The sequence below is a fragment of the Tessaracoccus zhenghani genome (assembly GCF_055326325.1).
This window is the reverse complement of the sequence record NZ_JBUZNQ010000004.1, coordinates 230,204-253,035: the sequence shown is the minus strand read 5'-3', so window position 1 is coordinate 253,035 and position 22,832 is coordinate 230,204. Positions and strand designations below refer to the sequence as shown.

Below are 22,832 nucleotides of genomic sequence, written 5' to 3'. Positions count from 1 at the left end.
TCAGCCCCTTGTCAGTGACCCTTCCCGGTGGCAGAGTGACGAAGATCGCCCCGTCAAGGGCGATGTGAAAGGAGCAAAGATGCTGACCTTCAACCGCCGACAGATGCTCGGCCTCGGCGTGGGAGCGCTCGCCGCGAGCGCCGTGGCGGGCCGCCTGCCGGCCGCCGCCGACAACGTCACCGGCTACGTCCAGTCCATCGTTTCCCGTATGACCCTGCCCCAGAAGGTGGGCCAGCTCATGGTCTGCGAGGTCTACGGGATCGACCCCACCCTCGAACACTCCGGCAACATCACCCGCTTCGGCATCGGCAAGGGTGTCGACGTCGTGCGCGAACTCCACCTCGGTGGCGTCATCTACTTCGCCTGGACCGACAGCTTCACGCGCGGGCCTGAGGGTGTGGCCGCGCTGAGCAACGCGCTGCAGGCCACGGCCCTCGAGACGCGGGTGACCGCCACCAAGGGTCGTCCCCAGGGCAACAAGGTGGCCGTGCCGCTGCTGATCGCCACAGACCAGGAGCAGGGCCTCGTCACCCGCTTCGGCCCGCCGGCCACGCAGTTCCCGGGCGCGATGGCGCTGGGCGCCGGCCGCTCGGCGGACGACGCCCGGGTGGCCGCTGCCATCACCGGCAAGGAGTTGCGCGCCGTCGGCATCAACACGAACTTCGCCCCGGTCGCCGACGTGAACGTCAACCCGGACAACCCCGTGATCGGCGTGCGCTCGTTCAGTTCTGACCCCGCGCTGGTCTCGCAGATGGTGGCCGCGCAGGTGGAGGGGTACCAGCGAGAGGGCGGCGTATCCGCGTCGGCCAAGCACTTCCCCGGCCACGGCGACACCGCCGTCGACTCCCACTACGGCCTCCCGCTCATCACCCACACGCGTGAGGAATGGGAGCGGCTCGACGCACCGCCGTTCCGTGCGGCGATCGCGGCCGGGATCGACATGATCATGACGGCCCACCTGCTGCTGCCCGCCTTCGACGACTCCGGCGACCCGGCCACCCTCTCCAAGCCCATCCTCACCGGCCTGCTGCGCGACAAGCTGGGCTACGACGGCGTGGTCATCACCGACGCACTCAACATGGAGGGCGTGCGGGAGATGTACGGCGACCCCGAGGTGGCCGTCCGGGCACTGGAGGCCGGCGTCGACATCCTGCTGATGTCGCCGTCGCCCATCGAGGCGCGCGACGCCGTACTCGACGCGGTGCGCTCCGGCCGCATCGACGAGGCGGAGATCGACCGCAAGGTGGAACGGGTGCTGCGCATGAAGCACCGTCGCGGCATCATCTCCGCGCCCACGTGCGACCCGGCCCTCATCAGCAGCGTGGTGGGGATCCCCGAGCACCTTTCCATCGCCGACGCCGTCACGGACCGCACCGTCACCCTGGTCCGCAACGACGGCGTGCTGCCCATGCCGGTCAGCGGCAAGCGGGTGCTGGTCACCGGTTGGGGCTCGGGGACGACGACGAACGTGCAGGCCGCGTTCACGGCGGCCGGCGCGACGGCGACCAGGTTGAACTACAACAGCCCGACCGCCGGGAACATCGCCACGGCGGTGGCGGCAGCCGCGGACCATGACCTGATCGTGGTGCTCACCCACAACGCGGGCCCCACGTCCTCGCTGGTGAGGCTGGTGAACGCCCTGGTGGGCACGGGCAAGCCTGTGGTGGCCATTGCCGTCCGCAACCCGTACGACGTGGGCACCTACGAAGCCCCGGCGGAGATCTGCACGTACTCCTATGCGCCCGTCATGCCGGGCGCGCTCGTGAGGGTCATCACCGGTGAAGTCAACCCCACCGGAAAGCTCCCCGTCGACGTACCTTCGCCGTCGGGCGGCGTGGCCTATGCCTTCGGGCACGGGTTGAGCTACTAGCCAGCCCTACCGTTCGAGCCCGCCGGGCCCGGTTCACGACTGCTGATGGTCGGCGAACCACTGCGCCCCGGCGGGCTCGAGCGCTCTGGCGACCTCCACCATCTCGCCTGACCCCCAGTCGCTGTCGCCGCCGTCGGGCCAGAGTTCCGCGTCGACGTCGCCCAGTTGCCTGCAGACCCGCCGGAACGACTGGTCCTCCCCGGAAGCGAAGATGTCGTCCCCCAGGTCCGTGACGTTGCCCTCGCCGCAGTCCCTGGCCCCCGAGGGGTCCAGCACGATGCGCAGCCAACCCGTGTGCTCCGGTGTGCGCAGGTCGTAGATGACCTGGTCCGGCGTCGCCTGGACCAGGCGGAGTTCGGGCGCCTCGATGCTGGTGGGCGCGACGAGGGGCAGAGTGGTCGTCCGGAACTTCTCGGCGCGCTGCTGCAACTGGCTCCGGCGGTCCAGGTGGTCGCCGAGCGTGAGGAGCGCCACCCCCACCGCGATCGCCGCCAGCAGTGCGACGGCGCCGACGAGGAGCCGCCGGGGTTTCAGCCCGGAGGCGGTCAACGCCGCCGCCACCGGCGCAAAGAATGCCAACAGCAGACCGGTGCGTTCGGGCACGCCGTCGAATGTCGTGAAGAGCGCGACGCCCGCCGCGGCCACAGCGAGCAGGATCGGCACGAACCACCAGCGCAGCCCCAGCCTCGCGGCCAGGAAGACCACGACGACCACGCCCAGCGCAGCGCCGGCGAGGGCGCCCAGGAAGGCGTAGCCGACGTTGCAGAGGAAACCGCTGCACGGGACCAGCGCCGCCCCGACGCCGCCAACCAGGGCGGGGACGAGGATGGACAGGTAGGCCAGTCCCGCGCCCAGCCACAGGAGCGATCCGGCGCTGTGCTTCGGGGGCTGGGTGCGCGGCATTCCTGCAGAGTAGCTGGGGAGGGGTCTAGCCGGTGGCGGCGAAGCGCTTCGCGGAGCGGGCCTTCGCCTTCACCGCCTCCTCCTGCCGGTTCTTCGGCGGCGCTACGGTCACGAGGTCCTCCAGGAGGTGGCGCGTGATGTGCGCGACCTCCTCGACGGCGTGGTTGAACGCCTCCTCGTTGGCCTTGCTCGGCTTCGTGGTGCCGGAGACCTTGCGGACGAACTGCAGCGCGGCGGCGTGCACCTCGTCGTGCGTGGCGGGCGGTTCGAAGTTGTTCAACGGGCGGATGTTGCGGCACATACCCAGATCTCCTACGTGGTGCCCTCGTAGAGGCCGATGGGGTTGCCGTCCGGGTCCTCGAACACGGCGAACCAACTGGTGGGGGTGATCTCGGTCTTCTCCATCACGACCGTGGCGCCGCGGTCCTTCGCGACGCTGAGGGTGTCGTCGATGGAATCCACCTCGACGTAGGAGCGGGGCTGGGTGAAGCCGTCGCCCCGCGGGGCGAGGCCGCCGCCGCTGATCTGGTTGGGGGCGCGCCACATCGGGTAGCCCTCGAAGCCCGGGTACTCCTGGATGTCCCACCCGAACAGGGCGGAGTAGAAGTCCTGCGACCGCTTGAGGTCCGAGACCGGAATGTCGATGTGGGTGATGTCGCCGTGGGCCACGGGAGCCTCCTTCACACTCGGTTGCCACCAGCCTAAGCCGGGCCGCGGTCCAGTGCCAGGGGTTTCCGCACCCGCAGAGGCGGAATCGCGGGCGGGCCGGTGAAGGTGGACGCTCGTTGCGGCAGGGCGCCCGCAGGCGGCGCGGGCGGCGTGCCACGATGGTTGACATGTTGGCCCTGGTGAAGACAGCTCCCGGCCCCGGGCTGGAGCTCATGGACATGCCCATCCCCGTCCCCGGCCCCAACGACGTGCTCATCAAGATCCGGCGCACCGGCATCTGCGGGACCGACGTGCACATCGACCGCTGGGACGGCTGGGCCGAGAAGAACGTGAAGTGCCCGCGCATCATCGGGCACGAGTTCTGCGGCGACATCGTGGAGCTGGGCTCGTCGGTGACCAACCTCGAGGTGGGCCAGTTCGTCTCCGGCGAGGGGCACTATGTCTGTGGGCGGTGCCGGGCCTGCCTGGCCGGCAAGCGGCACCTTTGCCGCAACTACAAGGGCATCGGCTACCACGTCGACGGCGTGTTCTGCGAGTACTTCGTGATGCCCGCCCGCAACGTGTGGGTGCATCCCGACGGCATGAATCCGGACGTGGCCGCCATCTTCGACCCGTTCGGCAACGCCGTCCACGCCGCGCTCCAGTTCCCCGCACTGGCGGAGGACGTGCTGGTCACCGGAGCCGGGCCCATCGGCATCATGTCCGCGCTGGTGGCCAAGTTCCAGGGCGCCCGCAACGTGGTGATCACGGACCTGTCCGACGAGAGGCTGGAGCTGGCCCGCTCGCTGGGGCTCACGTCGACCGTGAACACCGGGGTGGAGCGGTTGGAGGACGTCTACGAGCGTTTCGGCATGGTGGAGGGCTTCGACATCGGCCTCGAGATGTCCGGCTCCGGGCCGGCGTTGCGCTCGATGATCGACAACATGACGCACGGTGGGCGGATCGCACTGCTCGGGTCGCCGACGCAGGAACTCACCGTCGACTTCGCCACCATCATCTTCAACATGCTCACCATCCAGGGCGTGACCGGGCGCGAGATCTTCGAGACCTGGTACGCCATGAACGCGCTGATCCGCTCCGGTCTGGACATCTCCGGCGTGATCACGCACCGGTTCCCGGCCGAGTCTTTCGCTGAAGCCTTCGAGGTCGCCTCGGATGGCCGGTCCGGCAAGGTCATCCTCACGTGGGACTGACCACGTCGCATGGGATCCCCGCCAGTTACTTTTCCGAACAGGAGCACCATGACCTTCCTCGATGACATCAACCAGCAGATCCAGGCCCTCCGCGACGAGGGGCTGTACAAGGAGGAGGCCCCGCTCACGACGGCGCAGGCCGCGCACGTCGGCACGCTCGGCGGCGAGGTCATCAACCTGTGCGCCAACAACTACCTGGGCCTGGCGGACTCCCCCGAGCTGATCGCCGCCGCGAAGGAGGCGCTCGACCGCTGGGGCTTCGGCATGGCGTCGGTGCGGTTCATCTGCGGCACCCAGACGCAGCACCAGGACCTGGAGGCGAAGCTCACCGGCTTCCTCCGGAAGGGCGCCGAGGGCTTCGACACGATCCTCTACTCGTCGTGCTTCGACGCGAACACGGGCCTGTTCGAGACCGTCTTCGGGCCCGAGGACGCCATCATCTCCGACGAGCTCAACCACGCGTCGATCATCGACGGCGTGCGGCTGACGAAGTCGCAGCGCCTGCGGTACCGCAACCGCGACCTCGACGACCTGCGCGCCCAGCTGGAGGCCGCCAAGGGCGCGCGCCACCGGGTGATCGCCACCGACGGCGTCTTCTCGATGGATGGCTACGTGGCGCCCCTCGACGACATCTGCACGCTCGCCGATGATTACGGCGCGTTGGTGATGGTCGACGACTCCCACGCCGTCGGCTTCATCGGCGACACAGGCGCCGGCACGCCGGAACTGTTCGGCGTGACCGAGCGGGTCGACATCCTCACGGGCACGCTGGGCAAGGCTTTGGGCGGCGCGTCGGGTGGCTTCACCTGCGCGCGTGGGCCCATCGTCGAGTTGCTGCGCCAGAAGTCGCGGCCGTACCTGTTCAGCAACTCGCTCGCCCCCGCCATCACGGCCTCGGCGATCGCGGTGATCGACCTCATCGCCTCCCGGCCCGAGTTGCTCGACCGGCTCCGCGAGAACACGGCCTACTTCCGCCGCCGGATCGTCGAGGAGGGCTTCGAGGTGCCCGAGTCTGACCACCCCATCGTCCCCGTGATGATCGGCGACGCGGCGCTGGCCGCCCAGATGGCCGACGAGATCCTCGCCCGGGGCGTCTACGTGCGCGCTTTCTCGTTCCCCGTGGTGCCCCGCGGCAAGGCGCGGATCCGCACCCAGTTGTCCGCGGCCCTGACCCGGGAGGACCTGGACGCGGCGGTGGCGGCGTTCGTCGCCGCCCGGGACGCCGTGGCCCGCTGACCGTCAGGCGACACTGGTAGGGTCGGGGCGAAGCCGGGGTGCCCCGCAGGAGGGGCTGAGAACACACCCGTAGTCACCTGATCTAGGTCGTTCTAGCGAAGGGAGCAATCCATGACCGGCATTGCCCGCATCCTCGGCGCCGTCCGCGCCACCACCCCGTTGGTGCACTGCATGACCAACACCGTGGTGCCCGAGATCACCGCCAACGTGCTGCTCGCCGTCGGCGCGGCACCCGCCATGATCGACCTGCCCGAGGAGGCGGAGATCTTCGCCGGCCTCGCGTCGGCGCTGCTGATCAACGTGGGCAACGGCTCAGCGGAGCAGCACGCCGGCATGCGCCTGGCCGCCCCCGCCGCCGCAACCGCGGGCAAACCGTGGGTGCTGGACCCGGTCGCCGTCGGCGGCCTCCCGGTGCGCACCCAACTGGCCCGCGACCTCCTCGCCCACCGCCCCACCGCCATCCGCGCCAACGCCTCCGAGATCCTCGGCCTGGCCGGTACGTCGGCCGGGGGCCGCGGCGTGGACGCCACCGACGAGGTGGAGGCCGCCGTCGGCACCGCCCGCGAACTCAACGCCACCACCGGCGCCGTCGTCGCCATCTCCGGCCCGGTCGACGTGATCGTCTCGGCCGGCCGAGTCACCCGGGTCACGGGCGGCGACGCCCTCATGCCGCTGGTGATCGGCACCGGCTGCGCGCTGGGCGCCACCGTCGCGGCCTGCCTCGCCGTCGCCGAGACCCAAGCGGACCGGCACGACGCCGTGGTCGCCGCACACGCCATCTTCGGCGCGGCAGGAGTCGCCGCTGCCCGGGGGGCTTCGGCCCCCGGCACCTTCCGCACCCTCTGGCTCGACGCGTTGCACGCGCTGACGCCGGCAGATGTGGAAGGACTCGTCACAGTCGAGGAGGACTGATGCAGGCCCACAAGAAACTGGCCAAACAGGTGGACTGGCGCCTCTACGTCGTCACGGACACGGAGCTCGCGGGCGGCCCGGACAGGGTGCCGCGAATCATCGAGCAGGCGGTGCTGGGCGGCGCCGGAGTCGTCCAGGTGCGCGACAAGCACATGTCGGAGGTCGAGTTCCTCCACCTCACGCAGGCCTGCGTCGACGCCACCCAGCGCGTGTTCGACGCCACGGGCCACCGCGCCGCCATCTTCGTCAACGACCGCCTCGACATCGCCGCGGACCTCGGCCTCCACTTCCACATGGGGCAGAGCGACGGCGACATCGCGGAGGCCCGACGGCGGCTCGGGCAGGACCTGATGATCGGCCTGTCCATCTCCAACAGCGAGCAACTGCGCACCGAACTGCGCCACCAGACCGCCGACGTGTTGGGCCTGTCGCCCATCTGGAACACCAGCACCAAGACCGACACCGAACCGCCGCTGGAGCTGCAGGGCGCCGAACAGATCGTGCGCGAGACGGCCGGCCGTGCGAAGACCGTCGCCATCGGCGGCATCAACCAGGTCAACGCCCGCTGGGTGATCGACACGGGGGTGGATGGCATCTGCGTCGTGTCCGCCATCATGACCGCCCCGGACCCGCTGGCCGCAGCCAAGGACCTCATGTCGCTCTGGAGGACCCGATGACCACACCCAGGATCGCGCTCAGCATCGCCGGCTCGGACCCCAGCGGCGGCGCCGGCATCCAGGCCGACCTCAAGACCTTCCACGCGCTGGGCGTCTACGGCACCGCCGCGCTGGCCGGCCTGACCGCCCAGAACACGCAGGGCGTGCGCGAGGCCCGCGCCGTCGACCCCGCCTTCGTGCGGAGCCAGATCGAGGCGGTGCTCGATGACCTCCCCGTCGCCGCGACCAAGCTCGGCATGCTCTCGAACGCCGAGGTCGCGGGCGTCGTTGCGGACCTGATCGAGGAGCGGCGCGCCGATTTCGGCGTCGTGGTCCTCGACCCCGTCATGGTCGCCACCTCCGGCGACAAACTCCTCCAGGACGACGCCGTCGCCGTCGTCCGCGAGCGGCTCATGCGCCTGGCGGACGTGGTCACGCCCAACGTGCCTGAGGCTGCGGTGCTGCTGGGCATCTCCGCGGCCACGGACAGCGAGGGTGTCATCGCGCAGGCCAAGGCGCTCGTCGAGGCCGGCGCGAGGGCCGCGCTGGTCAAGGGCGGCCACCTGTCCGACGACGAGGTCACCGACGCGTTCGCCACCTCCGACGGCGTGGCCATCCTCAGCGGTCCCCGGATCAGGTCGCGGCACACTCATGGCACCGGCTGCACGCTGTCGTCGGCGATCGCCGCCCACGCGGCACGCAACGGCGACACTCTGCGCACCGGCGTGCGGCTGCCCAGCATCGAACAGGCCCGCGACTACCTCATGCGCGCCATCGCGTCCGGCGCCGGCTGGACGCTCTCCCGAACGCCCGACCTGGGCCACGGACCCGTGGACCACTTCGTAGAAAGCACGCGATGACCATCACCTGGAACACCGGCGAATTCAGCGACAGGGCCTGGGAGGCCACGGCGGAGATCCGCCGCCGCATCGACGACCTCCCCCTGCTGACCGAACTCGCGGACGGCACCCTCGACGTCAACCGCTTCGTGGAATACCTCGTGCAGGACGACTTCTACCTGCGCGGCTACACCCGCGCCCTCGCGATGCTCGCCACCCGCGCTCCCTCCCCGGAGGCCGCAGGCTTCTGGGCGACGAGCGCCGGTGGCGCCGTCGCCGCTGAGGTGGAGATGCACGCCGGGCTGTTCAGCGACCCGGCGCTGGCCGGCGCGCCCCGCCCCACCGTCGCGTCCCCCACCACCCGCGCCTACGTCAACATGCTGCAGACCATGACGGCCTACGAACGCTACGAGGTGGGAGTCGCCGCGGTGCTCCCGTGCTTCTGGGTCTACGCCGACGTCGGCGCCCGGCTCGCCGAGACCGCCTCGGCCGTGCGGGACCACCCCTTCGGCCACTGGGCGGCCTCCTACGCGGACCCCGCCTTCCAGGACGCCACCCGACGCGCGATCGAACTGCTGGACGAGGCGGCTACGTCGGCGGACGAGACGACGCGCGGGCAGATGCTCACCGCCTTCGTCGACGCCACCTATTACGAGGAGCAGTTCTGGGCGAAGTCCTACGCCCAGGAGACCTGGACGCTCTGATCCCGCCGACGCCCCCTGACGAAGTTCGCTCCCACGCCCTCAGAGGGCGCGGGAGCAAACTTGATTGCGGGGTGGGTGGTCAGCAGCCGCCGAAGCTCACGTCTTCGGTGTACTTCTGGGCCGAGATCTCCACGATCACGTCGGTGTCCTTCATCGGAGTCAGCGGTGCGTAGCGCGCCCCGCCGCCCGGGTAGGGCTCACCCTCGACGCGGAACTGCAGTTCGCGGTCGCCGAGCCTGACGGAGCCCAGGTACTGCAGCTCGCCATGGTTCTGCTTGCGCACCTGCTTGAAGTCCGCCCCGTAGATCGCCTTGATCTGGGCCACGGTCATGCCGACCTCAGCGCCGTCCTCTGTCTGGATGCCGGGCTCACGCACGGCCACGTCGGCCAGGTCCACCACAGAGATGCCGCGGTCCACCAGCTCGGGCCCGTTGCGGTAGGCGTCGCAGTCCTCGACCGGCGACGGGACGATGTAGCCCAGCCGCAGGTAGTTCAGCTGCGCGTTGTTGTAGGCCGCCTGGGTGTAGGGGGCGTAGGTCAACGGGCCGAGGCCGTCGAAGGTTAGCTTGCTCTGGTCGAGCACGTGCGCCGGGATGCTGGTGACAGGGGCGACCGAGCCACCCGAGAAGCGCACCAGGTTGTTGAAGACGAAGCCCGTCTTCCGCACGTAGGAGTTGCCCTCCTTGGCGATGAAGTTGGTCTCGATGTACGAGCGGCAGCCGCCACGGCCGGTGGCCGGCGTGTCACATTCGGTGCGCCACCTGTGACCGGCGCTGGTGAAGGTGCCGTTGGCCGCGAGCGGGTTGCCGGCCCAACTGGAGCGCGGCGACGGCAGGTAGGAGAGGTTGTTGAAGTGCCAGTCGGTGTCCTGGACGAATCTGCCGTTCTTGTACACGACCTGCGTCGACCAGATCTTGGTCTCGCACCGCACGACGTTGGACGAGTACATCTCGCACTCGGTGTCCCAGAGCCTGCCGCTCTGGATGTGGCCGCCCGGCGTCGAGTAGACGTCGGTGGTGTCGGCGGCGTTGGAGGGCTGGGTCACCAACCCTGAGATAGCCAGTCCCGCTGCTGCGGTGGCGATGGCGGTTCTGCGGAGAAGCGACATTGCTGTTCCTAACTGTGCCTGGGGCAGAGCCCCGTGGATGATGTCATCCTCGTTCTTCGGGGAATCAATGTGAATACGTCGCGGTGCTCAATCTGGTTGCACTCGGCCGGCGTCTGTTCCCAGACACGGAAACGGCCGGCCCGTGATGGGCCGGCCGTTCCTCGTCAGATCACTCAGTTGGGGCGGGGGTTGCCCTGGTCTGGCGCGTCGAAGATGTTGTCGATGGGGCGCTGTCCACGGGTGCGTTCGCCCAGGGGGCCTTCGGCGGCGTCGGGGTAACCGGAGACGTCGTCCCCGGGGTACGCCTCGTCGTCCACCAGTTCACCGTCCGGGCCGACGTCGCGCAGGCGATCGTCGCGGAGTCGCTCGTCGTCGACGTAGCGTTCGCCCCCCACTGCGGCCTGGTCGTCCACGAACGAGGGGTCGTTGCGGTAGGCCGGGTCACTGATGAGGTCGTCCTGACGGCTGCGGACGTTCTCGTTGCCCATCCCGGGCGAGCCGAGGCTGCCGCTCTCGACGACGCGCTCGTTGCCGACGCCGGGCGAGCCGAGGCTGCCGGTGTGGACGCCTGCGTTGTCGCCGGTGCGGCCGTCCCCGAAGGAACGGGCCGGGTCGTGGGTGTGGTCCGGGCCGTCCAGCACTTCACCGACGGGGCCGCGCCCGTCGCGGTCGCTGTCCAGCAGCGGTCCATCCGAGCGCTCCTCGCCGGACAGGTCATGGTCGCGGTCCCAGCGGCGCGTGCGGAGGCGGTCTTCCTCGATGACGCTGCTGTCCACCTGGTAGTAGCGGTACAGGTCGTCTTCCTGGGACCTGGTGATGTGTCCGTCCTCGTCCACGTTCGGGGCGTCCTTGACGGTGTCCTTGTCGTGCGCCAGCGTCAGGCGGTCACCCTCCAGCGAGGATCCCGCGAGCGGCGCGAAACTGGTGCGCAGGCCGAAGAGACCGGTATTGACCGTGACCCACATGGGCTGGCTGGTCTGGTCGTCGAGGTAGACGCCGCTGACGCCGCCGATCTTCTCGCCGCTACGGTCGTAGGCCGTGGCCCCGAGCAGTTGGTCGATGTTCTCGTCGTGGTGCATGGTGTGCTCCCTTCGTTCCCGGCCAGAATCTGGCCGATCCGTGTAACCGGGGGTACGTTCCAGCCTCTCTCACAAAAGGGGCGGGAAAAACACCCTGAGGGAGGTGATTGGAACGCCCGGTACCGGGTATCTGAGCGCGCGGGACACGCCCGATGTGAAAAATATGCACGTTCAAACTACTGTGGTGCCATGCCTGAGTTTCCGCAGCACAACGGGGGCCCCATGCGGGCCGATGAATCCCCCAACACCGACGTTCGCCGCGTCGGGCCCACATCGACGCCGACGCACCCTCTCGCCACCGCTCCGGTGGGCGCGCCGACCTATTCGGTCGACGGTTTCGTGCGCGAGTTCCTCCACGAACTGAACACGAACCAGGGCGTCACGCTCTCACGTTCGACGGTCAATGACCAGTACCTCGCTCTCGCCAGCACCGTGAAGAACTACCTCATGGCGCGGTGGCTCGAGACCAACCGCAAGACGCATGCCGCCAAGGTCAAGACCATCGGTTACCTGTCCGCCGAGTACCTGCTGGGCAGCCAGCTCAACAACGCGCTGCTCGCCTCGGACCTGCACGACATCGCCTTGGAGGGCCTGGCCCAGTGCGGCCTGGACCTGCCCACGCTGCGCGCGCAGGAGATCGAGCCTGGGCTGGGCAACGGTGGCCTCGGCCGCCTCGCCGCCTGCTTCATCGACTCCCTCGCCACCATGAACGTGCCCTGCGTCGGTTACGGCATCCGCTACGAGTACGGCATCTTCCGCCAGACCTTCGTCGACGGCCGCCAGGTGGAGCAGCCCGACACCTGGCTCGCGCTGGGCGCGCCGTGGGAGTTCCCGCACCCCGAGGCCTCCGTCGTGGTCAACTTCGGTGGCCACACCGAGCGCTACACGGACGACGACGGCGAGGAGCGGTGCCGCTGGGTGCCGGCCTGGAACGTGCTCGCCGTGCCGTACAACTACATGGTGCCCGGCTACCTCAACGGCCGCGTCAACACGCTGCGCCTGTGGAGCGCGTCGGCCACCAAGGCGTTCGACCTGCAGATCTTCAACTCCGGCGACTACGCCCAGGCCGTCCGCGCCCAGACCCTCGCGGAGAACATCTCGAAGGTCCTCTACCCCGAGGATTCCACGCCCCAGGGCAAGGAACTGCGCCTCCAGCAGCAGTACTTCTTCGTCGCCGCCTCGCTGCGCGACTTCCTGGACGGCCTCGAAGAAGACTTCGACCTGCACAACCTGCCTGAGCGGATCATCTTCCAGCTCAACGACACGCACCCCGTCATCGCGGTGCCCGAACTCCTGCGCATCCTCATCGACGAAGAGGGCTTCGACTGGGACGAGGCGTGGGAGATCGCCAGCAGGTGCTTCGCCTACACCTGCCACACCCTGCTGCCCGAGGCGCTCGAGGTGTGGTCCACCGAGTTGCTCGGCCGCCTGCTGCCCCGTCACCTGGAGATCATCTACCAGATCAACGAGAACCTCATGGGCGAGGTGCGCGCCGCCTTCCCGGATGACGAGATCCGCGCCCGCCGCATGTCGCTGATCGTCGAGGGCGACGAGCGCGGGGTCCGGATGGCCCACCTGGCCGCCGTCGCCGCCACCAAGATCAACGGCGTGGCCGCGCTGCACTCGCAGCTGCTGCGCGACAAGGTGCTCAAGGATTTCGCGGACCTGTGGCCGGACAAGTTCACCAACGTCACCAACGGCGTGACCCCCCGTCGCTTCGTGCGGATGGCCAACTACAAGTTCGCCGACCTGCTCAACGACACCCTGGGCAGCGGCTGGGTCACGGACCTCGAACGGCTCCGCGAGCTGGAGCCCTACGCGGAGGACGAGGACTTCAAGGCCCGCTTCCGTGAGGTCAAGGCGTGGAACAAGGGCCGCCTCACGCGCCTGCTGAAGGTGCGCGACGGCATCGACCTGCCCGAGGGCCACATGCTCGACGTCATGGTAAAGCGCCTGCACGAGTACAAGCGCCAGTCGCTCAAGGTCCTGCACATCGTGTCGCTCTACGAGCAGGTCATCAGCGGCAAGATCACCGCCGCGGAGGTGACCCCGCGCACCGTCCTGTTCGGCGCCAAGGCCGCCCCCGGCTACCGCATGGCCAAGGACACCATCCACCTGATCAACAAGGTGGCAGAGGTCGTCAACAACGACGCGCGCCTCGAGGGTCGCCTGAAGGTCGCCTTCCCGGCCAACTACAACGTCACCCTGGCGGAGAAGCTCATCCCGGCGGCAGACCTCTCGGAGCAGATCTCGCTCGCCGGCATGGAGGCCTCGGGTACCGGCAACATGAAGTTCGCGCTCAACGGCGCCCTCACCATCGGCACGGACGACGGCGCCAACGTCGAGATCCGCCAACTGGTCGGCGACGAGCACTTCTTCCTGTTCGGCATGTCCGAGCCGGAGGTGGCAGACCTGGGCGCCAAGGGCTACAACCCCACGGAGTACTACGAGGCCAACGCCAACCTGCGCGACGCCCTGAACCTGATCCTGTCGGGTCACTTCTCCGGCGGCAACGGGCACATCTTCGACTCCGTGGTGCTGAACCTCATCAACCAGGACCGGTTCATGGCGCTGGCAGATTTCCAGAGCTACGTGGATGCACAGGCCCGCGTCGAGGAGCGTTACGCCGACCAGGAGGCCTGGACCCGCTCCGCCATCCTGAACGTGGCGCGCACCGGCTTCTTCAGCTCGGACCGCTCGATGCGCGACTACCTGCAGCACATCTGGCACACCACCCCGATGATCTGATCCGCACCCGACGAAGCGGCCGGTACCCCCACGGGGTGCCGGCCGCTTCGTCGTCTGGGTCCACCTGGGTGCGCGCCTGCTCTGATGACCCCGTGCGACCGTAGGCTGCACAGGCAGATCGGGGAGGTAGCGTGCAGGAAACCGTCATCACGGATGAGTCCGGGGCCATCGAGATCACCGTGGAGGGGCTGGAGGTGGTCTCACTCCGCATCAGCGCCTCATGGAGAGACCGGTTCATTCCCCGAGAGTTGGCCGAGACGATCTCGGCCCTCATCCGCCGGGCACTGCCGCCCCTCGAGGCCGCAGCACCGTCGGCCCTGCCGGAGGTGCACCTCCCCCTCTCGTCCATCCCCTCGTATCTCGCCGAGATGCGCGCGGGCCGCGCAGCCATGCGTCGCTACCTCGCCCGGCTCCGCGCCGGTGAGGTGGACCGTCGCCGCGAAGAGGTGTTGGGCACCCCGCACGACAGGGTGGAGGTCTTCCTGACCGCCGGCCGCTTCCACGGGCTCCAGATCAACCCCGAGTGGGCGGCGAAGGCCAGCCTGCAGGCCCTCGCCGACGAGATCCTGGCGGTCCTGCCGAAGCCGCTGGTGCAGCCCGCCGCCGAGGACGCCGACATCGCAGACGCCCATTCCCACTACGCGGCAGCGCGCCGCTACCTCGTCGAGAAATAGGACGGAGACATCCCATGAGCCCCCAGGCAACGCTGGATCTGATCACCCAGATGACCGAAGACCTGCAGGACGCCTACGAGCTGCAGGCCGAACTCGTCCTCGCCGAGATGGAGGCGTCCAGGGCGCTCGTCGGCGAGTTCAAGGAGTACCGCTGCGAGAGCTGGCCGTTCTGCCCCTCCGGTGGCTACTACAGCGAGACCCGCCCGTCGGGCTGGAACCTGTTCTGGCACAACATCCGCACCAGTGACCACGAGCGCCAGGGCGAGGCGATGGACGCGCTGGCCGAGGCCGAGTCCGGCTACGACACCACCTGCACCGCGCAGACGAGCCGCAAGGACAAGCTGGTCAGCATCCCCACAGACGTGGGCGGCTTCCTCCTCGACTGGTTCAGCATCGACGCCTCGTTCGAGGGCGTCTACTACCCGGCCAACACCAACGAGATCCCGTCCAACGGTGAGCCGTGGGTGAGCGGGAACGCGGCGGGCTACGACGCGTCCATCGGCAGCCAGCGCACCGCCGCGGAGACCACGCGCGGCGTCGCCGGCGGGCTGGTGTCCAACACCACGACGTATCTCGGCAACGTCACAGACTCCATCGCGAACCTGACGAACCTGGCCCAGCAGCAGGAACAGCTCTACCTCGACGCCATCAAGATCGCCATCATGGAGCCGACGATCGGTAGCTTCATCGGCGCGGTGGAGGATTTCGCACAGCTCGTCATGGACCAGCGACAGCTCTTCTACGACCGCGTGCAGGAGCAGGGCAGGCAGTTGTCGGCGGCCATCTCCTCCGTCGTCCAGGTGGGGCTCCTGGAGAACGACCTGACGGGCATCGGGCCGGGCGGCACCTGGCCGTCGCCCCGCAACGTGTCGCGCGACCTGGACCAGCCGGGCTCCACCGGCAACGACGAGGTGCGCACCAACGCCGAGTGGTTCCAGTCGCAGGTCGCCTACTGGGACGACCTGGCCACCCAGATGTCGACGCTGCACAGCACCGCTTCAGGCGCGTCGCGGCTGCCGGTCATCATGATCGACATGCCCCACTTCTCGGCCGCCGAGTCGTCGTCGCTCAACGGGCTGGCAGACAGCATCACCACTGCCATCGACGGAGGCCGCGCCGCCGCTGAATCCATGCGCGATTCGCTGCGGCAGACCGCGCGCAACTACCTGGACAACGAAGCCTCCTCCACCTCCCAGGCAGACTCCCTCTTCAATGAGTACTTCGGCTAGGCGGGCGGCCTGGGCCGCCGTCGGCGTGTTGGCCCTCGCGGGCTGCACCCTGGCCGCCGACGAGCGTGCGGAGTCCACAGACCTGCTGCGGGAGTACATCGGCGCCACCGCGAGGCCCGCCGGGTTCACGGTGACCGATGAGTGGCGCCTCGAGGTCGTCGGCGGGCAGCCGCCCGAGACGCAGAAGCTCTACCCCACTGAGGGATCCAGCCTCGCGGATCCCGCCGCGCCCATCACGGTGCCGAGGGACGACTTCCCCCTGGACGACAGCATCGAGCTGGCCGAGGCGCAGATCGACGCGTGCGACGGTGCTGCCCGCGTCGCGGTGCGGGCCCTGTCACCGGGCATCGCGGTGGCCGAAGCCCAGTGCGACGGGCAGGGCAGCGTCTTCCTCGACGGCGAGCAGTTGGAGCCGATCACCGAACCCATCTCCGGAGCCGCTCTCACCCAGGTCTGGTCCGAGATCGGGCGCGCGGGCCTCACCGACGAAGTCCTGTCCGTCGAGATCGACGCGGAGGAAGGCTCGGCCGTCGTCTCCGTGCGCGGTGTCGACACAGCCAGGATCTACCAGTGGAGTCGCGGCCTGGACGCGGCGAGCACCAGCGTCGCGTCCCATCCGCTGCCCTCTGACGGCCCAGTGCCGGAGCCGGCACCGCTCCCGCCGGCAGGGGATCTGGCCCCCGCCGTCGACGAACTCCTCGGCTCCCTGCCTGATCCCAGCCTCGCCACCCGCCTGGCAGTGCAGCGCGACGGCGGCGTGACGACGGCCATCCTGGAGTCCGCCGACTACACCCAATTGTCATCAGCAACCTTCAGCGGATGAGTTGACTGCACAGCCAAGCGGCCGGCACCCCTGGGGTGCCGGCCGCTTCGGTGTCGCCTGATCGGGTGCTGTCACCGCATCAGATGGTGTAATCCTTGTTGTTCTCGTCCGACTGATCTGCCGCGTCGTGCGTGCCCGGCTCTTTGCCGGAGGCGCGGCCGCGCTCGGCGAGGTCGCGGAAGCCGCGGTTGATCTCGTCCATGAACTTGTCGAGCTGCTCGCGCAGCTGGGCCAGGACGTTCTTCGCACCCGCCTCCGAATCGGCTTCGGGGTGGGATTCGACGTACTGCTTCTTCTGCTCCTCGTAGAACTCCTTGGCCTTGTCGGCCATCAGGCCCACGAAACCGACGGCGGCGTAGGCCGTCTCCTCGGCCGCCTTGCGCAGGTTGTCGCCCAACTGCTCCGGGCTCCGGTGCTGCTGCTCGGCGCCGTCGACGGCGGTGTGCTGCTGGCCCCACGCGTCGCTGGTGGACGCGTCGGGGGCGTCGGTCGTGCCGGTGGTGCCGGTGGTGCCGTATTCGGCCCCCCACTCCTGGCTGGACGCGGCCTCAGTGGCGTCGTAGGTGTAGGTGGGTTCGTCGGCGAAGCGCTCGCCCTGGGTCTGGTCGTCCGGTCGGTCGTTGAAATGCTCGGTCATGGGACCCTCCTGGATCTCGTGCGTTCCTTATCTAGTGTGCAACGTAAAGGGCGCCGCCACGAGGGGTTAGCTCCCCCAAAAGCCCCCTACTCACCCCTGAGGATGGGCCGCGGGCCGTTCCGGAGCGCCGACGGCGCCACATCTGGATGTGGGGTCCCTGACCGACCCAGATCCAGATTCGGGCCCGTCCCGCACGCGGTGTCTTGGAGTTGTGGGCAAGATGTGGGTATGAAGATGCGAGGCACGAAACTGTCAGTCGTCGGCGCGGGCGCCGTCGGTACCTCCCTGGCGTACGCGGCGTTGATCAAGGGGGCGGCGACGCACGTGGCGCTGCACGACCTGAGTGCCACCAAGGTCAAGGCCGAGGCCCTGGACCTCGCCCACGGGAGCCAGTTCCTGCCTCCCCACGTCACCGTCGAGGGCTCCGACGATGTCGCGGTGACGGCCAAGTCCGACGTGGTGGTCGTCGCGGCGGGTGCGAAGCAGCAGCCCGGCGAGACCCGGATGGACCTCGCTGCGAAGACCGTCGGGATGATGAAGTCGCTCATCCCGCCGCTGGTGGAGCAGTCGCCCGACGCGGTGTTCATCATGGTGACCAACCCCGTCGACGTCACCACCCAGGCGGCGCTCAAGATCTCGGGTCTCCCCCGCAACCAGCTGATGGGCTCCGGCACGGTGCTCGACTCGTCGCGGCTGCGGTGGCTCATCGCCGCCGAGTGCGCCGTCTCTGTGACCAATGTGCACGCCTACATCGCTGGCGAACACGGGGACACCGAGACCCCGCTGTGGAGCACCGCCACCATCGGCGGCGTGCCGCTGAAGCAGTGGGAGGAGCAGACCGGCCAGTTGAGCCGCGAGGTGCGCGAACGCATCGCCGAGCAGGTCGTCGGCGCGGCCTACGAGGTGATCGAGGGGAAGGGCGCCACCAACTACGCCATCGGGTTGGCGGGCACGCGCATCATCCAGGCCGTGCTGCGTGACGAGCACCGGGTGCTGCCGGTGTCGTCGTACCTCGAGAACTGGCAGGGGATCTCGGACGTGTGCATGTCGGTGCCGCACATCGTCGACGGCAAGGGTGTGGGCCGGGCGCTTGAGCTGCCTCTCACCGACGGGGAACTCCAGCGCCTGCGCGACAGCGCGGACCACATTCGTGAGGTCGCGCGCCGGCTGGGCTTCTGAGCCGGACGCCGGTCAGCGGGTGACGCGCAGAGACCTCGGGCCGGCGTCGGTCACCCGCTGGAGGCCCAGGCGCTGGATGGCTGCGCTCGGCAGGGCACCCGACGCGGAGGTGGGCGAGAGTTCGGCGCTACGGGCGGGCTGGCCACAACCGCCACAACGACGGCGGCCCGAGCCAATCCGGCGGTTCTGCCACCGCCGCGTCGTCAGGTGGCGGACGGCGGCAGCGCCAGCCGACGCTGCGGCCGGTACCGGCCCTGGTGCACGCGCCCCGACGACTCCGCGGTGAACACCCGCGCGGCGAGTTCGTCGCTCTGGATGCGCCGGACCAGTTCGCTCAGGCGCTCCACCTGGTCACGCATGCCGTCAACCTGCTCCTCCAGCGCGAGGATGCGACGGATGCCCTCAAGGTTGATGCCCTCGGTCTGCGACAGGTACTGCACGTGCCGCAGTTTCGCGATGTCGCGCAACGAATAACGCCGGCCACGGCCCCGCGCCCGCTGGGGGACGACGAGGCCGAGCCGGTCGTAGCCGCGCAGGGTCTGCGCGTGCATGTCGGCCAGCGACGCGGCCACCGAAACGGGGAAGACCGCCGCGTCGGGGTCAAAGGGCTGCAGATGCTGGCTCATCGGTCATCACCCTCCGAACAGCGACTCGCGAGGGTTGACCTCGTGGGCCTTCTCGGCGTATTCCAGCAGTGCGGCCTTGGCCTCCGCGCTCAGGTCGTCCGGCACCTCGACCTTGATGGTCACCAGCAGGTCACCCTGCGAGCCGTCCGGCTTCCGCGCGCCGCGGCCACGCACCCGCATCGTGCGCCCGTTGGGCGTCGACGGCGGGATCCGCAGCTTCACGCGCTGCCCCTGCATGGTGGGGATCTGGATGTCGGCGCCCAGCGACGCCTCGGTGAACGTCACCGGCACGTCCAGTGTGAGGTTGGGGCCGCTGCGTCCGAACAACTTGTGCGGGGTGACGTGCACGCTGACGTACAGGTCTCCCGGCGCGCCGCCGTTCTCACCGGCCGCGCCCTTGCCCTTGAGCCGGATGCGCTGCCCGTCCTCGACGCCGGCGGGGATCCGCACGTTCATCGTCTTGGTGGACTTCCCACGGCCGGAACCGGCGCAGTCCGGGCAGGGGGTGTCGACGATGAGGCCGCGACCGAGGCAGTCGGTGCACGGTTCGCTCATGTGGAACACGCCGCCGGCCTGCGACGACTGCATGCCCGAACCCTCACAGGACGGGCACACCCGCGGCAGGGTGCCGGCCTTCGCGCCGGTACCCCGGCACGACGGACACGGCTGATCCGAGACCGTCCGCATGGTCACCGTGGCGCCCTCGACGGCCTGCTCGAAGCTGATGGTCACGTCGCCCTCGATGTCGGCGCCGCGACGGGGGCCGCGCTGCGTGGCGCGACGGGTGGCCCCGGCGCCTCCGCTGAACAGGCCGCCGAACAGGTCACCGAAGCCCTGCTGCCCGGTACCCTGGCCCGCGTTGCGGAACAGGTCCTCGAACGACGGCGACGCACCGCCGCCGGGCTGCCCGGGCCGGTTGAACCGGAAGCCGCCGCCGAACAGGCTGCGGGCCTCGTCGTATTCCTTGCGCTTCTCCGTGTCCGACAGCACCGCGTTGGCCTCAGAGGCCTCCTTGAACCGGGCCAGGGCGGCGCTGTCGCCCGGGTTCTGGTCAGGGTGGTTGTCGCGGGCGATCTGACGGAAGGCCTTCTTGATCTCGTCCGGCGACGCGTTCTTGGAGACGCCGAGAACCTTGTAGTAGTCCTTCTCGAGCCAGTCCTTGGTACTCACTTCCCGATCATCTCCTTTCTGAATGAGGGTGCATGGTTGTTCCTCCACGGGCCGGGTGGCCTGCCCTGCGACGTCGTCGCGAGGGCAGGCCCATGCACGGCATTACGGGTTGGCGACGGCGACGCGTGCCGGGCGCACGACCCGCCCCTTGAGCTGATAGCCCTGCTGCATGACCTGCGACACGGTGGTGACCGTGACCGGCTCGTCCAGCTGGACCGCCATGAGGGCGTCGTGGCGGTTGGGGTCGAACTCCTCGCCCACCTCACCGAACGACACCAGGCCGTGCTTGGCCATGACCTTCTCCAGCTCGTCGGCGACCATGCGGAAACCGCCGTCGATGTCGCCGTGCTCCCTGGCGAGGGCGATCGAGTCCAGCACGGGCATGAAGTCCGTCAGGACTGATTCGATGCCGGCCTGGCGGGCCAGGTCGCGGTCGCGGTCCACGCGCTTCTTGTAGTTGACGTACTCGGCGCCGAGGCGCTGAAGATCCGTCGTGCGCTCCGCCACGAGTTCCTCGAGCTCGGCGACACGGTCAGGAGCGTCAACGGCTTCGAACTCGACGGGGGCTTCAGGTGCGCCCGTGGGCGAGGCCGTCTCCTCGACGGCCTCGCCCACTGCGTCGCTGTCCGGAGTGAACTGCGAATCGGTCACTTGTCGTTCTCCTCGTCGACGATCTCCGCCTCGACGACGTCCTCTTCGCCCTCGGGCGTGGCGTCAGCGGCCCCGCCGTCGGCCGGAGCGGACTCCTGCGCCTTGGCCTGGGCGGCGGCGTAGATCGCCTGACCCATCGCGGCGGCCTTCGTGTTGAGGTCGTCGATCGCGGCCTTGACCACGTCGTCGTCCTCGCCCTTCAGGGCCTCCTTCAGCGCGTTGGTGGCCTCCACGACCGGCGCCTTCACGTCCTCGCCGATGGTCTCGTCGTGCTCGGTGAGGAGCTTCTCGGTGCGGAACACCAGGGCGTCGCCCTCGTTGCGCATGTCGACGGCCTCGCGGCGCTTGCGGTCCTCTTCGGCGTGCGACTCGGCGTCCTTGACCATGCGCTCGATGTCGTCCTTGGCCAGGGCGGAACCGCCGGTCACCGTCATGGACTGCTCCTTGCTGGTGGCGAGGTCCTTGGCGTTGACGTGCACGATGCCGTTGGCGTCGATGTCGAAGGTGACCTCGATCTGGGGCACGGACCGCGGTGCGGGCAGGATGCCGGTCAGTTCGAAGTTGCCGAGCGACTTGTTGTCGCGGGCGAACTCACGCTCGCCCTGGTAGACCTGGATCATCACCGACGGCTGGCTGTCCTCAGCGGTGGTGAACACCTCGGAGCGCTTGGTGGGGATGGTGGTGTTGCGCTCGATGATCTTGGTCATCACGCCACCCTTGGTCTCGATGCCCAGCGACAGCGGGGTCACGTCGAGGAGCAGCACGTCCTTGACCTCGCCCTTCAGCACGCCGGCCTGCAGCGAGGCGCCCAGTGCGACGACCTCGTCCGGGTTGACGCCCTTGTTGGGCTCCTTGCCACCGGTCAGTTCCTTGACCAGGTCCGCGACGGCCGGCATGCGGGTGGAGCCACCGACGAGGAGGACCGTGTCGATCTTGTCGACGGAGGTCTTGGCGTCGGAGATGACGGCGTTGAACGGGGCGCGGCAGCGGTCCAGCAGCGGCTGGGTCATGCGCTGGAACTCCGAGCGGGTCAGCTTCTCGTCGAGGTGCAGCGGGCCCTCCGCCGAGGCGGTGATGTAGGGCAGGTTGATGGCGGTCTCCGACGCGGAGCTCAGCTCGATCTTGGCGCGCTCGGCGGCCTCCTGCAGACGCTGGCGGGCCATCTTGTCCTTGGACAGGTCCACGCCGTTCTTGTTCTTGAACTGCGTGACGAGCCAGTCCACGACGATGGAATCCCAGTCGTCGCCACCCAGGCGGTTATCGCCCTTGGTGGCCTTGACCTCGAAGACGCCGTCGGCGATCTCGAGCAGCGACACGTCGAACGTGCCACCACCGAGGTCGAAGACGAGCACGGTCTGCTCAGTGTCGCCCTTGTCGAGGCCGTAGGCCAGCGCGGCGGCGGTGGGCTCGTTGATGATGCGGTCCACCTTCAGGCCCGCGATCTCGCCGGCCTCCTTGGTGGCCTGGCGCTCGGCGTCGGAGAAGTAGGCCGGGACGGTGATCACGGCGTTGGTGACCGACTCACCCAGGTACGCCTCAGCGTCACGCTTCAGCTTCTGCAGCACGAACGCGGAGATCTGCTGGGGACGGTAGTCCTTGCCGTCGATCTCGACCTTCCAGTCGGTGCCCATGTGGCGCTTGACGGAGCGGACGGTGCGGTCCACGTTGGTGACCGCCTGACGCTTGGCGACCTCGCCGACGAGGACCTCGCCGGAGGTCGAGAAGGCCACCACGGACGGGGTGGTGCGCGAGCCTTCAGAGTTGGGGATGACGGTGGGTTCGCCGCCCTCGAGGACGGCGACGCACGAGTTGGTGGTGCCGAGGTCGATGCCTACTGCACGAGCCATGGGATTTCCTCCTGGGTGTTAGCTGCTGTGAAGCTGTTGAGATCGAATCAGTTCCCTTGAGCGGGGTTGACTCAAGCTA

At 68.9% G+C, this 22,832-nt stretch carries 22 protein-coding genes; 12 read left to right on the top strand and 10 right to left on the bottom strand.

The features are described from left to right. Positions 1-79 precede the first annotated feature (79 nt). Complete coding sequence (locus tag ACZK4S_RS11025; RefSeq protein ID WP_463644283.1) at positions 80-1,870, top strand: glycoside hydrolase family 3 protein; 1,791 nt, start codon at positions 80-82, stop codon at positions 1,868-1,870. Positions 1,871-1,903: 33 nt separating this feature from the next. Here the strand turns inward: ACZK4S_RS11025 and ACZK4S_RS11020 are convergent, their stop codons facing one another. The 3 genes from ACZK4S_RS11020 to ACZK4S_RS11010 are packed head-to-tail and all read right to left on the bottom strand — an operon-like array spanning position 1,904 to position 3,442. After that, positions 1,904-2,773, bottom strand: coding sequence for a hypothetical protein (locus ACZK4S_RS11020; protein WP_463644282.1), 870 nt, complete (start codon positions 2,771-2,773; stop codon positions 1,904-1,906). A gap of 25 nt (positions 2,774-2,798) precedes the next feature. Next, entirely contained in the window at positions 2,799-3,074 is a 276-nt protein-coding gene (locus ACZK4S_RS11015; RefSeq protein ID WP_076063155.1) for a DUF2277 domain-containing protein, read from the bottom strand. 11 nt (positions 3,075-3,085) lie between these two features. Beyond that, positions 3,086-3,442: a VOC family protein gene (locus ACZK4S_RS11010; RefSeq protein WP_076063153.1), complete on the bottom strand. Its 357-nt coding sequence runs from the start codon at positions 3,440-3,442 to the stop codon at positions 3,086-3,088. A 167-nt stretch (positions 3,443-3,609) separates the two neighbouring features. On the opposite strand from ACZK4S_RS11010, the gene tdh reads away from it, so the two are divergent. The 6 genes from tdh to ACZK4S_RS10980 all read left to right on the top strand — a co-directional run bounded on the left by tdh (position 3,610) and on the right by ACZK4S_RS10980 (position 8,982). Beyond that, positions 3,610-4,635, top strand: coding sequence for an L-threonine 3-dehydrogenase, zinc-binding type (gene tdh, locus ACZK4S_RS11005; protein WP_076063151.1), 1,026 nt, complete (start codon positions 3,610-3,612; stop codon positions 4,633-4,635). Positions 4,636-4,683: 48 nt separating this feature from the next. Then, positions 4,684-5,871, top strand: a complete 1,188-nt coding sequence (kbl, locus tag ACZK4S_RS11000; protein ID WP_463644281.1) for a glycine C-acetyltransferase — start codon at positions 4,684-4,686, stop codon at positions 5,869-5,871. 111 nt (positions 5,872-5,982) lie between these two features. Continuing rightward, the gene (thiM, locus tag ACZK4S_RS10995; RefSeq protein ID WP_463644280.1) at positions 5,983-6,783 is read left to right on the top strand and encodes a hydroxyethylthiazole kinase; all 801 of its coding nucleotides are present in this window, start codon (positions 5,983-5,985) and stop codon (positions 6,781-6,783) included. Continuing rightward, positions 6,783-7,460 carry a thiamine phosphate synthase gene (gene thiE, locus ACZK4S_RS10990; RefSeq protein ID WP_463644279.1) on the top strand — a complete coding sequence of 226 codons (678 nt, stop codon included), beginning with the start codon at positions 6,783-6,785 and terminating at the stop codon, positions 7,458-7,460. Before thiM ends, thiE begins: the two co-directional genes overlap by 1 nt. After that, positions 7,457-8,299, top strand: coding sequence for a bifunctional hydroxymethylpyrimidine kinase/phosphomethylpyrimidine kinase (thiD, locus tag ACZK4S_RS10985; RefSeq protein ID WP_463644278.1), 843 nt, complete (start codon positions 7,457-7,459; stop codon positions 8,297-8,299). Before thiE ends, thiD begins: the two co-directional genes overlap by 4 nt. Then, positions 8,296-8,982, top strand: coding sequence for a TenA family protein (locus ACZK4S_RS10980; protein WP_463644277.1), 687 nt, complete (start codon positions 8,296-8,298; stop codon positions 8,980-8,982). Before thiD ends, ACZK4S_RS10980 begins: the two co-directional genes overlap by 4 nt. 79 nt (positions 8,983-9,061) lie before the next feature. Here ACZK4S_RS10980 and ACZK4S_RS10975 read toward each other — a convergent pair whose 3' ends face one another. Both ACZK4S_RS10975 and ACZK4S_RS10970 read right to left on the bottom strand, forming a co-directional pair. After that, positions 9,062-10,090: a hypothetical protein gene (locus ACZK4S_RS10975; RefSeq protein ID WP_463644276.1), complete on the bottom strand. Its 1,029-nt coding sequence runs from the start codon at positions 10,088-10,090 to the stop codon at positions 9,062-9,064. Positions 10,091-10,263: 173 nt separating this feature from the next. Next, on the bottom strand, positions 10,264-11,169 hold the full coding sequence (locus ACZK4S_RS10970) for a PRC-barrel domain-containing protein (RefSeq protein ID WP_182762688.1): 906 nt from the start codon (positions 11,167-11,169) through the stop codon (positions 10,264-10,266). 189 nt (positions 11,170-11,358) lie between these two features. Here ACZK4S_RS10970 and ACZK4S_RS10965 point away from each other — a divergent pair, with 189 nt between their 5' ends. The 4 genes from ACZK4S_RS10965 to ACZK4S_RS10950 all read left to right on the top strand — a co-directional run bounded on the left by ACZK4S_RS10965 (position 11,359) and on the right by ACZK4S_RS10950 (position 16,643). Continuing rightward, positions 11,359-13,917, top strand: coding sequence for a glycogen/starch/alpha-glucan phosphorylase (locus tag ACZK4S_RS10965; RefSeq protein ID WP_463644275.1), 2,559 nt, complete (start codon positions 11,359-11,361; stop codon positions 13,915-13,917). A gap of 131 nt (positions 13,918-14,048) precedes the next feature. Then, positions 14,049-14,591, top strand: a complete 543-nt coding sequence (locus ACZK4S_RS10960; RefSeq protein WP_463644274.1) for a hypothetical protein — start codon at positions 14,049-14,051, stop codon at positions 14,589-14,591. Positions 14,592-14,605: 14 nt separating this feature from the next. Continuing rightward, complete coding sequence (locus ACZK4S_RS10955; RefSeq protein WP_463644273.1) at positions 14,606-15,820, top strand: hypothetical protein; 1,215 nt, start codon at positions 14,606-14,608, stop codon at positions 15,818-15,820. Then, positions 15,804-16,643 carry a hypothetical protein gene (locus ACZK4S_RS10950; protein ID WP_463644272.1) on the top strand — a complete coding sequence of 280 codons (840 nt, stop codon included), beginning with the start codon at positions 15,804-15,806 and terminating at the stop codon, positions 16,641-16,643. The genes ACZK4S_RS10955 and ACZK4S_RS10950 overlap by 17 nt, the downstream gene beginning before the upstream one ends. 79 nt (positions 16,644-16,722) lie before the next feature. Here the strand turns inward: ACZK4S_RS10950 and ACZK4S_RS10945 are convergent, their stop codons facing one another. Next, on the bottom strand, positions 16,723-17,280 hold the full coding sequence (locus tag ACZK4S_RS10945; protein WP_463644271.1) for a hypothetical protein: 558 nt from the start codon (positions 17,278-17,280) through the stop codon (positions 16,723-16,725). Positions 17,281-17,508: 228 nt separating this feature from the next. Between ACZK4S_RS10945 and ACZK4S_RS10940 the strand changes: the two genes are divergently transcribed. Next, on the top strand, positions 17,509-18,459 hold the full coding sequence (locus ACZK4S_RS10940; protein ID WP_076063123.1) for an L-lactate dehydrogenase: 951 nt from the start codon (positions 17,509-17,511) through the stop codon (positions 18,457-18,459). Between the two features lie 203 nt (positions 18,460-18,662). On the opposite strand, the gene ACZK4S_RS10935 is transcribed toward ACZK4S_RS10940, so the two are convergent. The 4 genes from ACZK4S_RS10935 to dnaK form a co-directional block, all read right to left on the bottom strand. Further along, the gene (locus tag ACZK4S_RS10935) at positions 18,663-19,085 is read right to left on the bottom strand and encodes a heat shock protein transcriptional repressor HspR (RefSeq protein WP_076063120.1); all 423 of its coding nucleotides are present in this window, start codon (positions 19,083-19,085) and stop codon (positions 18,663-18,665) included. A 6-nt stretch (positions 19,086-19,091) separates the two neighbouring features. Next, positions 19,092-20,255 (bottom strand): molecular chaperone DnaJ, encoded by a 1,164-nt coding sequence (dnaJ, locus tag ACZK4S_RS10930; RefSeq protein ID WP_463644270.1) that lies wholly within the window; start codon positions 20,253-20,255, stop codon positions 19,092-19,094. Between the two features lie 102 nt (positions 20,256-20,357). Then, positions 20,358-20,906, bottom strand: coding sequence for a nucleotide exchange factor GrpE (locus tag ACZK4S_RS10925; RefSeq protein ID WP_182762706.1), 549 nt, complete (start codon positions 20,904-20,906; stop codon positions 20,358-20,360). After that, complete coding sequence (gene dnaK, locus ACZK4S_RS10920) at positions 20,903-22,753, bottom strand: molecular chaperone DnaK (protein WP_076063116.1); 1,851 nt, start codon at positions 22,751-22,753, stop codon at positions 20,903-20,905. The genes ACZK4S_RS10925 and dnaK overlap by 4 nt, the downstream gene beginning before the upstream one ends. Positions 22,754-22,832 lie beyond the last annotated feature (79 nt).

Excerpts from the sequence above, each read along its gene's own strand:
- thiM (WP_463644280.1), top strand. The coding sequence starts at position 5,983 with ATGACCGGCATTGCCCGCATCCTCGGCGCCGTCCGCGCCACCACCCCG.
- ACZK4S_RS10965 (WP_463644275.1), top strand. The coding sequence starts at position 11,359 with ATGCCTGAGTTTCCGCAGCACAACGGGGGCCCCATGCGGGCCGATGAA.
- ACZK4S_RS10950 (WP_463644272.1), top strand. The coding sequence starts at position 15,804 with ATGAGTACTTCGGCTAGGCGGGCGGCCTGGGCCGCCGTCGGCGTGTTG.
- ACZK4S_RS10955 (WP_463644273.1), top strand. The coding sequence starts at position 14,606 with ATGAGCCCCCAGGCAACGCTGGATCTGATCACCCAGATGACCGAAGAC.
- kbl (WP_463644281.1), top strand. The coding sequence starts at position 4,684 with ATGACCTTCCTCGATGACATCAACCAGCAGATCCAGGCCCTCCGCGAC.
- dnaK (WP_076063116.1), bottom strand. The coding sequence starts at position 22,753 with ATGGCTCGTGCAGTAGGCATCGACCTCGGCACCACCAACTCGTGCGTC.
- thiE (WP_463644279.1), top strand. The coding sequence starts at position 6,783 with ATGCAGGCCCACAAGAAACTGGCCAAACAGGTGGACTGGCGCCTCTAC.
- ACZK4S_RS11020 (WP_463644282.1), bottom strand. The coding sequence starts at position 2,773 with ATGCCGCGCACCCAGCCCCCGAAGCACAGCGCCGGATCGCTCCTGTGG.
- ACZK4S_RS10975 (WP_463644276.1), bottom strand. The coding sequence starts at position 10,090 with ATGTCGCTTCTCCGCAGAACCGCCATCGCCACCGCAGCAGCGGGACTG.
- ACZK4S_RS11015 (WP_076063155.1), bottom strand. The coding sequence starts at position 3,074 with ATGTGCCGCAACATCCGCCCGTTGAACAACTTCGAACCGCCCGCCACG.
- thiD (WP_463644278.1), top strand. The coding sequence starts at position 7,457 with ATGACCACACCCAGGATCGCGCTCAGCATCGCCGGCTCGGACCCCAGC.
- ACZK4S_RS11025 (WP_463644283.1), top strand. The coding sequence starts at position 80 with ATGCTGACCTTCAACCGCCGACAGATGCTCGGCCTCGGCGTGGGAGCG.
- tdh (WP_076063151.1), top strand. The coding sequence starts at position 3,610 with ATGTTGGCCCTGGTGAAGACAGCTCCCGGCCCCGGGCTGGAGCTCATG.
- ACZK4S_RS10970 (WP_182762688.1), bottom strand. The coding sequence starts at position 11,169 with ATGCACCACGACGAGAACATCGACCAACTGCTCGGGGCCACGGCCTAC.
- ACZK4S_RS10945 (WP_463644271.1), bottom strand. The coding sequence starts at position 17,280 with ATGACCGAGCATTTCAACGACCGACCGGACGACCAGACCCAGGGCGAG.
- ACZK4S_RS10980 (WP_463644277.1), top strand. The coding sequence starts at position 8,296 with ATGACCATCACCTGGAACACCGGCGAATTCAGCGACAGGGCCTGGGAG.
- ACZK4S_RS10940 (WP_076063123.1), top strand. The coding sequence starts at position 17,509 with ATGAAGATGCGAGGCACGAAACTGTCAGTCGTCGGCGCGGGCGCCGTC.
- ACZK4S_RS10935 (WP_076063120.1), bottom strand. The coding sequence starts at position 19,085 with ATGAGCCAGCATCTGCAGCCCTTTGACCCCGACGCGGCGGTCTTCCCC.